This is a genomic window from Stappia indica (assembly GCF_009789575.1).
Taxonomy (GTDB): Bacteria; Pseudomonadota; Alphaproteobacteria; order Rhizobiales; family Stappiaceae; genus Stappia; species Stappia indica_A.
Window position 1 is genome coordinate 2,670,229 of sequence record NZ_CP046908.1, and the last position, 13,715, is coordinate 2,683,943.

Below are 13,715 nucleotides of genomic sequence, written 5' to 3' on the forward strand. Positions count from 1 at the left end.
TGGTCAGTGTTCGGTTGTGCAGAGATCGTGGTTCGCGAGCGATCTGATGACATAGCAATCCTTCATATGACCATCGTGACACGTGCCGACCATCCGGGCGAGTTCGTGCTCGAGTCGCGTCAGTCGGTCGATCTTGTCACGAACCATATTCAGTTGGCGTACGGCAATCTGATCAGCATCCTTACACGGACGTTCAGGATGAGCGCTAAGATCGAGGAGTTCACGGATAGCCTCAATAGTGAAGCCGAGATCGCGTGCATGCTTGATGAACGCCAGGCGTTCCCCGTCCGACGGTTCAAAACGGCGCTGGTTGCCCTCCGTCCGGTCTGCGGGCTTCATCAAGCCCATTTCCTCATAGTACCTTATGGTCGGGACCTTCACCCCTGTCTGCTTTGACAGCTCTCCAATAGTCAGCAAACGTTGTCTCCTTTTTCATTCTTAGCCCAGACTCATGTCCTCCTCGCCGCCCTGCAACAGGGCATATTGTCCGACGCGCTGAACTATTTGTGATCATCGTCGGTAAACGCATACCTGTATCTTTGGCAATCCTCCGATTGGGCAATCATGAAGTCAAACCTATATCACCTCCTCCTGAGCATAGCTTTGGTTCCTGGTTTTACAGCTGACGCCGGTGCTCGGGAAATTCAAGTATCGCACGAGAGTTCATCGCAAGTGCTTCAGATCGAGCATGCAGAGGTGCTCATCTCCTCCGGAGATACTTCGTCGCCGACGATGTATCTGACAATATGGAACGGAACGACATCCTCTGAAAACCTTGTCAGTGTCGAAAGCGACAGCTTCGCCGGCTTTAGGGTTTCCAGAAACACCTTCGGCCGCCATGAGCGAATAAGCAGCGTTCTAACGATCCCCGGCCATGCCGAGCTGAAGATGGTGGAACCGGGAATTCATCTGGCGCTTGACGGATTTGTCGCCAATCCACTCCGGCCAAATACCATTCCAATCACATTACGCTTCGAAGGCGGCGGCTCCATCACGATGAATGCCAACATTGTGCAGGACAAAGGAGACCTGACCCACCATCGTCATGGCGAGCAAGATACCCCGTTCAAGTGATACGCGATCACCGTAGTCGGTCAGTAAATGCAACGCTAAAAAGCGCAGATAGATTTTCAAGACATTTGAATCTAATTTATCATATTGATTTTATTTGATTTTTCCCATTTTCGCATAGGTTCGCTCCGTCAACAATCGGGGAGACCGCACGATGAGGATTATCTGGGGCGCAGCAATTGCTTTTCTCATGTTTTGCTCAGCAGCGCTGGCAAGCGCAGCGCATTACAATCCCACGCAACCCGGTCGCAATAACATGACGACGTTTGGGGTTACCTCGATGCCATATGGCTACTATGACTATTGTCAGCGTTACAGTGATCGCTGTGCACGCCGGGCGGGCGGCACGATGATCGAACTGACGCGACCCGCATGGAGGGACGTTGTCCGCATCAATGCTGAAGTGAACAGCATTCCTGCCTTCACGGACATGGAAATCTACGGCGTAGAGGAATTCTGGGAATACCCGACCAACGCAGCGGATTGCGAAGACTACGCCCTTCTCAAACGCCAGCGACTGAACGAAATGGGCTATCCGCTGGGCGCGCTGCTGCTGACGACTGCACGAGATGCCAAAGGCGGCGGTCACGCTGTGCTCACCGTCGTCACGTCGTTGGGAGACTTCATCCTCGACAATCTTGAACAGAAAGTTCTGCTGTGGAGCGACGCGAAGATCTACTTCCTCAAGCGCCAGTCTCAGCGCAACCTCAACCAGTGGGTAAGCCTGCGAACCGACGAGGAACTCCTTATATCGTCCGGCAACAGCCAGGCGCCTTCCACAGCTGCGACAAATGTGAAGAAGTAAACGGCGAAATCTCCGTAGATCATCTCCATGGAGTTGTGACCGAGAACCAGACACGCCAGAGCAAACACCAATGTCAGAACGCCGTAAGCGGCGACACCCAGAGCAAAGAACGAAAATACACAAATCAGCATTAACTGAACCGCATGTCTCCCAAGACTGCGGTCCATTGTTTCACGGGAGAATGGAACCGGCCATTCAAAGCTGGGTGATCCAGATGTTACCCCTGCGTCGACAGCGCTACAGGAGGACGTGTCTCGACTCGTATGTGATACAGGCTGAAGCTGAACACAGCGGCGATGAAAAGGACGAGCCCGAGAAGCACGACCATGTTCATTTTTGAACGGCAGCGAGTGAGTCGCTGCGTTTCTTCACTACTCAGTTGTTCCAAAATCTTAACCGTTCCAAATTGATGAGAAACTCCCCAAGCGGAGTTTTTCCCTTTAAACCTCGAGCGATGCGAGTAACAGGCGGGCCGCTGCGGTGATGTGTCGCTCGCGGATTCGTCAGGCGCAACGGGTCATTAACTATGATAGCTACAGAATACGGATGGTGTTCTCCGTCGCTTGGCGGCTCGGGTCTGGTTCTGTTTCATGCTGTATGCGCTCAAAGCAATTTCTATCGGCCTTGTTGTCATGTCGCTCAGCGGTTGCGTCTCGAGTGTGCTGGATGTGGACAATAAGGCTGCCCAGCCTATTCCCGCCTCCCTCGTCGCCGAGATGTCAAGAAAGTCGATGTCTCCCGCATCGCCGATCCTTGTCCGCATCTTCAAACAGGAGAGCGAACTGGAAATATGGAAACAGGATCGTACCGGCAAATACGCTCTCCTGAAGACGTACCCGATGTGCCGATGGTCGGGAAGACTTGGTCCGAAGACCCGCGAAGGCGACCGTCAGGCACCAGAAGGATTTTATCACGTCAATGCGGGAATGCTGAACCCCACGTCCCAATATTACCTGTCGTTCAATCTGGGCTACCCAAACCGGCTTGAAGCGGCATTGGGGTATTCGGGCGACGCTCTGATGGTGCACGGCGCCTGCACCTCCTCAGGATGCTATGCGCTAACAGATGATGGGGTCGCCGAGATTTATGCAGTTGCGCGCGAGGCATTGAAGGGCAGTCAACAGTCCTTTCAGGTTCATGCATTTCCATTCCGCATGACGCCGCAGAACATGGCGAAGCATCGCGAGGATCCCAACTTCGCATTCTGGACCGACCTGAAGCGCGGCTATGACAGCTTCGAGGTCACCCGTCGTCAGCCAAAGATCTCTTCTTGTGACGGCCGATATGTTGTCGATACGGAATTTGAAGGCGGCGAGCCACGCAACCCTCTGGCTGCCTGCCCTCCGCCCGTCAATTCGCCTCATTCAGAGATAGCCGGGCGCACACAGACTGACTTACGGCAAGCTGACCTTCTGGTTTCAAGCGGGAACGCGTTGTCCGCGCATTCTTATGTAGACGGCGGGATGCATCCAAGCTTCCGCCGGCTGCTGGAGCGGAACGGTCAGGATGCGTTGGCTAAGCGAACATCACCCCGCTCTTCTGTGCCTGTCAGCCGACCCGACGCAGCGCTCGCGGATCCGCACTCTCCGGACGAGTGACAGATATGTTGCGTGGCTTTCTGACATTGCTGACCGCTCTATTGCTGACCCTGCATTTGAGCGCTGCCGCGTCCATCGCAGCACCGGCAACAGACGGGCGCAGCCTGGTTTCATCAGATCTCTTCATAAATACTGGAGAAAGCGCCGAAATCTCTGCGGTCGACGACAACAATCCCGCGCCGGAACCCCTCCCGTCATCCTGTCACGATCATTGCGCCAAACTGATGGCCTACTCCGCATATCCCTCGGTGCCATCAACTGTCGAACCATGCAGGGATTTTGGCGAGTTCCGCTTGGAGTCAGCCGGCATTTCCGGCTTACTCCGACCTCCCCGATAGCAAGACGCAAGGGGTGTGAATACGACGGCGGGCAAGCCTTTGACCGTCGAGCAATGTATCGCACTTCGCCCTTCAGTACGACCGCTAATCGCGGCGATATTGTCAGCTATAAGGAGCGAAGCTTTGAGCTCGAATTATCAAGACGTGATGCTATCGCGTCGCAAACTTCTCACTGTGGCTGCGGCTGCGACAGCAACTGTGGCTCTGCCAGGCTGTGCGACAATCCAGGTTGCGCCAGCCACTCCCGAACCCGAAAAACCTGCTGTAGATGTCGGATATGCCCGGATGTATGGGGCGATGCCGGAGGAAGACTACCCAATCCCTGCTGTCGATTTAAGCAAGGTGAAACGTCGCTTCTATCGTCAACTCGTCAACGATCCGACCGGCGAACGGCCGGGGACGATTGTCGTCAACACCTCCGCATTCCACCTCTATCTCGTGCTGCCCGATGGGAAGGCGATGCGCTACGGCGTGGGGTTGGGGCGTCAGGGTTTTACATGGTCAGGGTCTGGCGTCATTCAGTACAAGCGGCGCTGGCCGCGGTGGACTCCTCCTGAGGAAATGATTGCGCGACAACCAGAACTGGAGAAATACAGCGCAGCCAATGGCGGCATGAATCCAGGGCTTAACAACCCGCTCGGTGCACGCGCGCTCTATATCTTCCAGGACGGCGTGGACACGCTTTATCGAATTCACGGCTCGCCGGAATACTGGACCATCGGCAAAGCCGTATCGAGTGGATGCGTCCGGCTGATCAACCAGGACATCATCGACCTCTATAATCGTGTTTCGACGCCCGCGCCGGTGATCGTCCGCGGCAGTTCGACCGCTTAGATGTCAGCACGAAAAATCACTTGAACCTCTAGCGGGCAGAGCTTGTAGCCTCCGGCTTTCAAAAGGATTCACCCATGAAACGTCGCACTTTTCTCATCGGCACTTCAGCCATGGCGCTGGTTTGCGCTGCATCGCCACTAGCATTTGCACAGCCAACCGAGCAGGAGCTTCTCGAGCCAGGGGCCCTGCCGGACAAGACATTCGGCACCGACGATGCACCTGTAACTATCATCGAATACGCGTCTCTGACCTGCCCGCATTGCAGAACATTCCATATCGACGTCTGGCCCGGCCTGAAGGAGAAATATGTCGATACCGGAAAGGTGCGCTTCATCATGCGCGAATTCCCGTTCGACCCGCGCTCCACCGCCGGCTTCATGCTGGCGCGGTGCGCGGGCGACGAAAAGTGGTATCCGACCCTCGATCTTCTTTATCGAACCCAGGAGACATGGGCCCGCGCCTCAGACGGAACAGGCGCCATGAAATCTGTCATGGGCATGACCGGCATGGACGAAGCCGCGTTCGAAGCATGCCTTCAGAATGAGGAACTGATGCAGCAGGTGCAAGCGGTTGCAGAAGTTGGGCGCGGCTTTGGCGTCGATTCCACCCCTACGTTCTTCATCAATGGCAAAATGTACAAGGGTGCTCTGAGCGTCGCGCAGTTCAGCGACACCATCGATCCGCTACTTGCAGCGTCGGGCCAGTAGGGACGCAATCAGATGACAATCTTATTTTCCAACTCTTCAAGAAGCCTGCGTCGGATCGCCCTGTCTCTTCTGATGACCACGGCATGCAGTTCGGCATTCGCACAGTCGGAAGACGTTGTCGCCCGCGTGAACGGTAGCGACATAACACGTGCAGACGTCGCGGTGGCTCAGGAGATGTATGGTTCCCAACTCGGGACCATGCCAGACGATGCCAGACTCTCTGTTATCGTCGATACGCTGATCGAAATGCGGATCATTTCCGACGCAGCGAAGAAAGCAGGTATCGCAGATCAGGACGAATACAAGCGCCAGATGCAGTTCTTTGAACAGCAGACACTGCGGGCCAATTTCATGGAGCAGAAGGCCGCTGAAGCCGTTACCGACGACGCTATCCGCCAGATCTACGATCAGCAGGTCGCTTCGATACCGGTGGTTACCGAGCGACGGCTGCGCCATATCCTGGTGGCATCTGAAGACGAGGCGAAGCAGATCATCGCTGCTCTCGGAGAAGGGACCTCCTTCGCCGACCTTGCCGCCAAGAGCTCCCTCGATGCCGTGTCGAAAGTAAACGGCGGAGATCTGGGCTTCGTCCCCGAGGGGCAGACAGTACCGGAAGTCGATGAGGCGGCCATAAGGCTGAAGACAGGCGACTACACCAAAAAGCCGGTGCGCTCTCCATTCGGGTTTCACGTCATCAAGCTCGAGGAGAGCCGCGACAGGCCGCCACCCGCCTTTGAGTTGGTCGAACCGCAAATTCGTCAATCTCTGAAGGCTGCCGAAGAACGTCGGATTTCAGTTGAGTTGCGGGCCACAGCAAAGGTCGAGAAGCTCGTGCCGGATGTTAGGGCTCCGCAGGAGGATGATGGCCATGACCATTGACCGTCGGGCGTTCGGCTTTGGCCTTCTGGCTGCCGCTGCGGGTTCTCTCACGCCGGTCAGCGCCTTCGCAAATGCTCGCCCTGTTAAAGTTGAGCCGCGTTTCCTTCCCCAACGAGTCAGGCACACATTCTCGGAGCCTATCGGGACAATCATCGTCGCGCCGCGTGAGCGGTTTCTGTACCTCCTGGAAAGCCCAACCCTGGCACGCCGTTACGGAATAGGGGTCGGCAAAGCCGGGTTGGCGTTCAAGGGTAGCGCAATTATCGAGCGCAAGGCCAAATGGCCCTCATGGCGCCCCACACAAAACATGATCAAGCGAGACCCGCAACGCTATGCCAAACACGCAGGCGGCGTTCCAGGCGGCCCGAACAACCCCCTCGGCGCGCGCGCTCTCTACCTCTATCGAAATGGACGCGACACCTACTACCGCATCCATGGTACCAATGAGCCATGGACGATCGGCAAGGCGGTGTCGAACGGATGCATCCGCATGCTCAATGATCACGTCCGGGAACTCTATGAGCTAACGCCCATCGGGACGCGCGTCGTGGTAGTGTGATGGATCGGTACGTCCTCGTCATCGGGGCGGGCCAGGCCGGTCTTGCCGCAGGCTACCATCTGCGCAGGGCCGGCCTTCCATTCATCATCGTTGAGGGAAGCAACCGTGTTGGCGACGTGTGGCGTCACCGATATGACAGCCTCACTTTGTTCACCACACGCCAGTTCAGTACGTTGCCGGGATTGCAGATTCCGGGCAACCGCGACCGCTATGCCCATCGAGACGATTTCGCTGAGTATCTCGAAGCTTATGCCCGGCACTTTGAGCTTCCGGTCAAACTGGGATCGTACGTATCGCGACTGGCCAAATCTGCCGATGGTTTTGAAGCGACCCTCTCAAATGGCGAGATCATTGCTGCATCCGAGGTACTAATCGCCACAGGATCATTTCAGGTTCCGATTGTTCCTCCCATCTCAGCGGAGATGGGTTACGAAGTGCTCCAGCTGACAGCAGCAACATTCCGTAACTGCAATCAGTTGCCTGACGGGCCCGTCCTGGTAGTCGGAGATGGAGCAAGCGGACGCGACATTGCGATCGAATCCAGGAAGCGCCAACCCGTCTTTCTCTCCGTTGGCAAGCCAAGAAAGCTGTTGCCAGAACATATTCTCGGAAAGTCGATCTGGTGGTGGCTCAACCTTGTTGGAGCATTGGAAGCACCCGCGACATCTTTCCGCGGCCGAATGGTGAGGAAAACCGACGCTTTCCCGGACAGAAATCTGCGGGACGAGGTGTTACAGAAACGTGGCATCAGGCTCATGAGTCGACTCGTAGGGGCTGAAGCAGATGTCGTGAAGTTTTCTGACGGAAAAGTCGTTCAGATCCGCACGGTGATCTGGGCGGTGGGCTATCGGGATGAAACAGATTGGGTCGACATCAAAGGCGCGGTTGATGCCAAGACCGGTTTCCTCCACACAGAAGGCGTGTCTCCGGTTAAGGGCCTCTACTTCGTAGGGAGGCCATGGCAGCGCGGTCGCTCTTCCGCTCTGATTATGGGGGCGGGGCCCGACGCCGCGTCAGTGATCCGCAAACTGATGGCTGATCACTGACGGGCATGAGGACATGCCTGTCGTTCCATGACGTAATTGTCAACAAATCTACGATAAGAATGAATTTGTGAAAACGTCCGCACGGCACAAGTGCGCGGGTTCCCGGCGGAAGGCTCCTACAATCCCGGCAGAGTGCCGCATCCGTGACAAACCGTCTCGCACAGCTCACCGCGATTGATCCCCCCGTGCCATTCTGCTTCACTCTTTTCAGAAATTTCTGAAAAGAGTGAAGCAGAGAGCCATGAACCTGTCCCCGACCATCCAGTCGTTCGTCCTTCATTTCGGGGAGATGGGCAGCCGCTGGGGCATAAACCGCACGGTCGGGCAGATTTACGCCCTGCTTTATGTTTCACCGAAACCGCTATGTGCGGATGCCATAGTGGAGGCGCTCGGCATCTCACGCTCCAACGTCTCGATGAGCCTGCGCGAGCTTCAGGCATGGAACCTCGTGATTCTCCGCCACGTGCCCGGCGACCGGCGTGATTTCTTCACCGCACCCGAAGACGTCTGGCAGATTTTCCGTACGCTGGCCGAAGAGCGCAAGAAGCGGGAGGTCGATCCGACCCTGTCGGTGCTGCGCGACCTTCTGATGCTTGAACCCGTCAATGACGACGAGCGCTATGCCCGCGTGCGCCTGTCCGAGATGCACGGCCTGATCGAACAGGTCACCAACTGGTATGACGATGTCAAGAAACTCGATACCGGACGGCTCGCATCGCTGCTGTCGCTCGGCTCGAAGGTCACGCGGTTTCTCGATGCGCGCGACAGGATCATCTCGATAGGACGCGGCCGCCGAAAGCTGGACAATTGATGAGCGGTTCGCGGACCCTGAACGGGCACTCCACGGCAACCGCACGCGCCGGCGCTGGTGCGGGTGACGCACCCTTGCGCACCGACGGCCCGGACGTAATAGCGGCGACGACCAGTCTTCCCCGTTTCGCCACATTCCTCCAGCTCTCAGCGTCGCTGCTGTGGATTCCCCAGGCAGCAGCGATCGCTTTCGCCATCGGCAACGTAGCAAATGCCGCTTCTGCACGCGCTGCGATATTGCCGGCTCTCTGCGTCTTAGTCCTCGGTGTTATGCGCGCAGCGCTCGAGCGCGCAGGCGCCACCCGCGCCTATGATGCCGCCCGCGCCCACCTCTCGACCCTGCGCGCCCGCGCCGCAGCCGCCGTTGCAACCCGTTCCCCACTCGATGCCTCCCGGCCTTCGTCCGGTCTCGTCGCCAGCACGCTTACCGAGCAGGCCAACGCCATCGTGCCCTATCTGGCAAGGTTCCAGCCGCTACGCATGCGCGCCGCCGTGGTGCCGCTGGTCATTTTCGGCCTCGTCTTCGCCTTTTCATGGGTAGCTGCCCTCGTGCTGCTGATGGCCGCGCCTGTCATCCCGATCTTTATGGCGCTGATCGGCTGGCAGGCTAAGGCGGTCAGCGAAAGGCAACTTGCTCGCTTAGGCGACATGAATGCCTTCCTGCTCGACCGGCTGCGCGGGCTCGCTACCATCCGTGCCTTCGAGGCGGTGGATGCTACCGCGCTGCAGTTGCGCGCCAATGCCGAAGACCTGCGAGCCTCCACCATGGTGGTGCTACGCGTCGCGTTCCTGTCGTCTGCGGTTCTGGAACTGTTCGCTGCGCTCGGCGTGGCGCTGGTCGCCGTCTATATCGGCTTCCATTTCCTTGGAGAACTGAATTTTGGCGCGTGGGGAGAGAAACTCACGCTGGCGCAGGGCCTGTTCATCCTGTTGCTCGCACCGGCCTTCTTCGAGCCGCTACGCGACCTGTCGGCGGCCTGGCACGACCGCGCCGCTGGGCAGGCCGGATTGGAAGCTCTCGAGCGCAACACGCACGGCGGCACGCAAATCGTCGGCAATATCGAAAGCATGGCCGGCGGATCATCAGGCCCGCTTTCAGTCCAAGTTGATGGCCTTGCCTTTCGTCATGCCGGATCTGCGGTCGATACCTTCGCTGATTTCGACCTATCCATCCGTCCCGGGGAACACGTCGCGGTGATGGCGCCCAGCGGTGGTGGAAAATCCACACTGCTGGCCCTTGTCGCGGGCCTCGCATCACCCGATGCGGGCACAATCCGCCTCGGCAGCAAGCCTTTGAATCATGCGAATGCCGCCCGGCTGCGCACCCGAATCGCATGGCTTGGCCAGCCGCCTCATATCTTTTCAGGCACGCTTGCCAGCAATATCGCTCTCGGCAGACCGTACCTTCGCAAGCCCGAGATCGCTCGGGCGCTGGAAGTCGCACGGCTTGGCGATGTGGCCGCGCGGCGTGGCTCTGCCCCTATTGGTGAAAATGGCGATGGCCTCTCCGGCGGCGAAGCCCTGCGCCTGGCACTGGCGCGCGCGGCTGCCGGTCCGCGCCCCGGGCTCATTCTTGTCGACGAGCCGACCGCACATCTCGACCGCGAAACCGCCGACGAACTCACCGAGCGACTGATTGCCGTGGCGCAGGGCGCCACGCTTGTCGTTGCAACGCACGACCCCGCGCTGGCCGTGCGCATGGATCGTGTCGTCCGGCTTCCCGCCATCGACGCGCCGACACAGCAGGTGCCCGCATGAGGCGGCTCTCCAACCTTCGTCCTGTCGTTGCGCTGTTCTGGGGGGACGATCGACACATGCTCGTTTACGGCGTGCTTCTGTCGCTATCCACCGCGCTCGCCGGCATAGCACTGCTTGGCCTGTCAGGCTGGTTTATCGTCGCAACATCAATTGCCGGGGCGACATCAGCCACCGCGCTCGCCTTCGATGTGTTCATGCCTTCAGCGGGCATCCGGTTGCTGGCCATCAGCCGCACCGCCTCCCGTTACGGCGAGCGGCTCACCACCCACGATGCGACACTGCGCGTTCTGGCGCGTTTGCGGGAGACCGTGTTTCGTGGCTATGCCAGTGCAAGGGCGGCGCGCAGTCTGGCGGCCAACCCATCGCGTATGCTCTTCCGCCTGACAGTCGATATTGACGCACTCGATTCCCTGTATCTGCGCGTGATCTCGCCAGTTATTGCCGCCGGTATCGCGGCGATTTTCGTTGCGGTCGCTCTTGCCTTCGTACATTCGGTGCTCGGCCTTGCCGTCGGTGTCGCGCTCATGGCTGGCGGTCTGGGGCTTCCTTTGCTCGTGTCTCGCCGTGCCGCCGCATCATCCCGACGGCGTGCCTACGCGCTTGAGGTGCTGCGATCACGCTCTATCGATCTTGTACGCGGTCAGGCCGACCTGGCCATGGTCGGCCGTCTCGGCGCGCATCTGCGTGCGATCGAGGCCGCTGATATCCGTCTGGGTGAAGCCGACCGGGCACTGAACCGGGCGGAAGCAGACACGGGCTTTGGCCTCGGCATGCTCTCGGCGGTACTGCTTTCCGGTGTCCTTGTCGCGGCCGCCTTCCTCGCCGAAGCCGGCACCATTGGCGCGCCCGGCGCCGCGTTCGCGGCGCTGCTGGTGCTCGCCAGCCTGGAGCCTTTCGGCCTGCTGCGCAGCGGCGCGGTGGAATTCGGCCGCACAGTTCAGGCCGCGGCGCGGCTTGCCCCCCGGCTGGAGCCCGATCCGGCGCGCCGACCTACGCAAGAAGGCGAGCCCGCCAAGGCGGCTGTGGCGCCTGACATTGCGGTCCGGCTCGACGATGTCGAGATTCGCCATCCCGGCGCTGGTCTGCCGGTCCTGTCCGGCGTCACCCTTACCATTCGTGCCAGCGAGAGGGTTGCGCTCGTCGGCGCCAGTGGAGCCGGCAAGTCAACGTTTCTATCCCTGCTTGCCCGCGAATTGACGCCGGCAAGAGGCGTCGTGCTCGCCTGTCGGCTGGCCGTGCTCACCCAGCGCACCGAGCTATTTCGTGACACGCTGCGCGGCAACCTTGCAATAGCCCGGACCAGCGCAACCGACAAAGAGCTGCTCGAGGCTCTGAGTCAGGCCGGTCTTGCCGACCATGTCGCGTCTCTCGCAACTGGGCTCGATACGATGCTAGGCGAAGGTGGTGCGGGGCTGTCGGCCGGGCAGGCGCGGCGGCTTGCACTGGCGCGACTTCTGCTGCGCGATCCGCCGCTATGGCTGCTCGACGAGCCGAGCGAGGCACTCGATGGCGAAACGGCGCGTGACCTGCTGGCGCGCTTGCACGCCTGCGCAAGAGGTCGAACTGTACTCATCGCAACACATTCACGCCGCGAAGCGGACCTGGCCGATCGCATCCTCGTGATGCGCAACGGCCATATCGTGGCCGACATTGCGCGCGGCACAACCGAATTCAATGCAGAACTTTGCCAACTGAGGCCCGATTGAAAATGACCTGCCGGAGCCAGTCATGGAACTGAACATTGTCGACCTGTCGCGGCTGCAATTCGCACTCACCGCACTGTACCACTTTCTCTTCGTGCCGCTCACCATCGGCCTGTCAATCCTGATGGCGATCATGGAAACAGTCTATGTCATGACCGGCCGCGACATCTGGCGCCAGATGACAAAGTTCTGGGGCACCCTGTTCGGTATCAACTTCGTGCTCGGTGTCGCCACCGGCATCGTGATGGAGTTCCAGTTCGGCATGAACTGGAGCTACTACAGCCACTATGTCGGCGATATATTCGGCGCGCCGCTGGCCATCGAAGGCCTGATGGCCTTCTTCCTTGAAGCCACCTTCGTCGGCCTGTTCTTCTTCGGATGGGACAAGCTGTCGAAGCTCGGACACCTCGCCGCGACATGGGCCGTGGCGCTCGGGTCCAACTTCTCGGCGCTATGGATTCTCATCGCCAATGGCTGGATGCAGAACCCGGTCGGATCCGTCTTCAACCCGCAGACCATGCGCATGGAGGTGGAGGACTTCTACGCCGTTCTTTTCAACCCCGTTGCGCAGGCCAAGTTCGTTCACACCGTGTCGGCGGGCTACGTGGTGGCCTCGGTCTTCGTATTGGGCGTCTCGGCGTGGTATCTGCTCAAAGGACGGCACATCGCGCTCGCCAAGCGCTCGATGACCGTCGCGGCTTCGTTCGGACTGGCCTCGTCGCTATCCGTCGTGGTGCTGGGCGACGAAAGCGGGTATCTCTCCACCGAACACCAGAAGATGAAGCTCGCGGCCATCGAGGCGATGTGGCACACTGAGCCGGCCCCGGCCGCCTTCACCATCGTCGGCCTGCCCGATCAGGCCGAGCGTAAGACACACTATTCCGTCCAGGTTCCATGGGTTATGGGCCTGATTGGCACCCGCTCGCTGACAACGGAAATTCCCGGCATCCACGAACTGGTCGAACTGGCCGAGACGCGGATCCGGCAGGGCATCATGGCCTTTGATGCACTCCAGTCGATCCGAGAGGCGGGCAGCAGCGCGGCCATACCCGCCGAAGTCGCTGACCGCTTCGAGGATACAGGCCAGTATCTCGGCTACGCGCTGCTGTTGCGGCCCTACCTCGATGACCCCCGCGAGGCGACGGATGAACAGATCACCCAAGCTGCGTGGGATACGGTTCCCAATGTTCCGACGTTGTTCTGGTCCTTCCGGATCATGGTCGGGCTCGGGATGTTCTTCATCCTGCTCACGGCCACCTTTTTCTACCTGTCTGCGCGCCACCAGCTCGACCGCTATCCGTGGCTGTTGAAAGTCGCCGTCTTCTCGATCCCGCTGCCGTGGATTGCAGCCGAGGCGGGCTGGATCGTCGCCGAGGTCGGGCGCCAGCCATGGGTGATCGAGGGCGTTCTACCAACCGCCGCCGCCGTCTCCGATCTAGGCGCGACGACGGTGCTTTTCACCATTGCCGGCTTCACGGCCATCTACACAGTGCTGTTCATCATCGAGATGACGCTGATGCTCGCCGCGATCCGCAAAGGCCCCGAAGAAGACCACGAGCCGGAGCAGAAGCTCCTGCCCGAAGCGCTCGAACCCGCGGAGTGACCAT

At 59.3% G+C, this 13,715-nt stretch carries 13 protein-coding genes; 12 read left to right on the forward strand and 1 reads right to left on the reverse strand.

What is annotated here, in order from left to right; genetic code table 11:
* Positions 1-3: 3 nt before the first annotated feature.
* Positions 4-417: a MerR family transcriptional regulator gene (locus GH266_RS12555; RefSeq protein WP_036589046.1), complete on the reverse strand. Its 414-nt coding sequence runs from the start codon at positions 415-417 to the stop codon at positions 4-6.
* A 255-nt stretch (positions 418-672) separates the two neighbouring features.
* On the opposite strand from GH266_RS12555, the gene GH266_RS12560 reads away from it, so the two are divergent.
* The 12 genes from GH266_RS12560 to GH266_RS12615 all read left to right on the forward strand — a co-directional run bounded on the left by GH266_RS12560 (position 673) and on the right by GH266_RS12615 (position 13,711).
* A complete protein-coding gene (locus GH266_RS12560; protein WP_036589045.1) occupies positions 673-1,074 on the forward strand; it encodes a copper chaperone PCu(A)C domain-containing protein in 402 nt (133 codons plus the stop codon).
* A 151-nt stretch (positions 1,075-1,225) separates the two neighbouring features.
* Entirely contained in the window at positions 1,226-1,876 is a 651-nt protein-coding gene (locus GH266_RS12565; RefSeq protein WP_036589042.1) for a transglutaminase-like cysteine peptidase, read from the forward strand.
* Positions 1,877-2,466: 590 nt separating this feature from the next.
* Positions 2,467-3,474 carry a L,D-transpeptidase family protein gene (locus GH266_RS12570; protein ID WP_036589040.1) on the forward strand — a complete coding sequence of 336 codons (1,008 nt, stop codon included), beginning with the start codon at positions 2,467-2,469 and terminating at the stop codon, positions 3,472-3,474.
* Positions 3,475-3,959: 485 nt separating this feature from the next.
* Positions 3,960-4,646 carry a L,D-transpeptidase gene (locus tag GH266_RS12575; RefSeq protein ID WP_036589038.1) on the forward strand — a complete coding sequence of 229 codons (687 nt, stop codon included), beginning with the start codon at positions 3,960-3,962 and terminating at the stop codon, positions 4,644-4,646.
* Between the two features lie 74 nt (positions 4,647-4,720).
* Positions 4,721-5,353: a DsbA family protein gene (locus GH266_RS12580; protein WP_036589035.1), complete on the forward strand. Its 633-nt coding sequence runs from the start codon at positions 4,721-4,723 to the stop codon at positions 5,351-5,353.
* A 12-nt stretch (positions 5,354-5,365) separates the two neighbouring features.
* The gene (locus tag GH266_RS12585; RefSeq protein WP_036589034.1) at positions 5,366-6,232 is read left to right on the forward strand and encodes a peptidylprolyl isomerase; all 867 of its coding nucleotides are present in this window, start codon (positions 5,366-5,368) and stop codon (positions 6,230-6,232) included.
* A complete protein-coding gene (locus GH266_RS12590; protein WP_196244982.1) occupies positions 6,216-6,791 on the forward strand; it encodes a L,D-transpeptidase in 576 nt (191 codons plus the stop codon). The genes GH266_RS12585 and GH266_RS12590 overlap by 17 nt, the downstream gene beginning before the upstream one ends.
* Complete coding sequence (locus GH266_RS12595) at positions 6,791-7,837, forward strand: flavin-containing monooxygenase (protein ID WP_036589031.1); 1,047 nt, start codon at positions 6,791-6,793, stop codon at positions 7,835-7,837. The genes GH266_RS12590 and GH266_RS12595 overlap by 1 nt, the downstream gene beginning before the upstream one ends.
* Positions 7,838-8,078: 241 nt before the next feature.
* Entirely contained in the window at positions 8,079-8,648 is a 570-nt protein-coding gene (locus tag GH266_RS12600) for a GbsR/MarR family transcriptional regulator (protein ID WP_158194152.1), read from the forward strand.
* Positions 8,648-10,405, forward strand: coding sequence for a thiol reductant ABC exporter subunit CydD (gene cydD / locus GH266_RS12605; protein ID WP_158194153.1), 1,758 nt, complete (start codon positions 8,648-8,650; stop codon positions 10,403-10,405). The genes GH266_RS12600 and cydD overlap by 1 nt, the downstream gene beginning before the upstream one ends.
* Positions 10,402-12,111 (forward strand): thiol reductant ABC exporter subunit CydC, encoded by a 1,710-nt coding sequence (cydC, locus tag GH266_RS12610; protein ID WP_036589026.1) that lies wholly within the window; start codon positions 10,402-10,404, stop codon positions 12,109-12,111. The genes cydD and cydC overlap by 4 nt, the downstream gene beginning before the upstream one ends.
* Before the next feature lie 22 nt (positions 12,112-12,133).
* Positions 12,134-13,711, forward strand: a complete 1,578-nt coding sequence (locus GH266_RS12615; RefSeq protein WP_036589023.1) for a cytochrome ubiquinol oxidase subunit I — start codon at positions 12,134-12,136, stop codon at positions 13,709-13,711.
* The last annotated feature ends 4 nt before the right edge of the window (positions 13,712-13,715 follow it).

Bases quoted from the DNA above. Each gene is read 5' to 3' on its own strand.
- GH266_RS12600 (WP_158194152.1), top strand. From the start codon at position 8,079: ATGAACCTGTCCCCGACCATCCAGTCGTTCGTCCTTCATTTCGGGGAG.
- cydC (WP_036589026.1), top strand. From the start codon at position 10,402: ATGAGGCGGCTCTCCAACCTTCGTCCTGTCGTTGCGCTGTTCTGGGGG.
- GH266_RS12590 (WP_196244982.1), top strand. From the start codon at position 6,216: ATGGCCATGACCATTGACCGTCGGGCGTTCGGCTTTGGCCTTCTGGCT.
- GH266_RS12570 (WP_036589040.1), top strand. From the start codon at position 2,467: ATGCTGTATGCGCTCAAAGCAATTTCTATCGGCCTTGTTGTCATGTCG.
- GH266_RS12585 (WP_036589034.1), top strand. From the start codon at position 5,366: ATGACAATCTTATTTTCCAACTCTTCAAGAAGCCTGCGTCGGATCGCC.
- GH266_RS12575 (WP_036589038.1), top strand. From the start codon at position 3,960: ATGCTATCGCGTCGCAAACTTCTCACTGTGGCTGCGGCTGCGACAGCA.
- GH266_RS12595 (WP_036589031.1), top strand. From the start codon at position 6,791: ATGGATCGGTACGTCCTCGTCATCGGGGCGGGCCAGGCCGGTCTTGCC.
- cydD (WP_158194153.1), top strand. From the start codon at position 8,648: ATGAGCGGTTCGCGGACCCTGAACGGGCACTCCACGGCAACCGCACGC.
- GH266_RS12580 (WP_036589035.1), top strand. From the start codon at position 4,721: ATGAAACGTCGCACTTTTCTCATCGGCACTTCAGCCATGGCGCTGGTT.
- GH266_RS12615 (WP_036589023.1), top strand. From the start codon at position 12,134: ATGGAACTGAACATTGTCGACCTGTCGCGGCTGCAATTCGCACTCACC.
- GH266_RS12565 (WP_036589042.1), top strand. From the start codon at position 1,226: ATGAGGATTATCTGGGGCGCAGCAATTGCTTTTCTCATGTTTTGCTCA.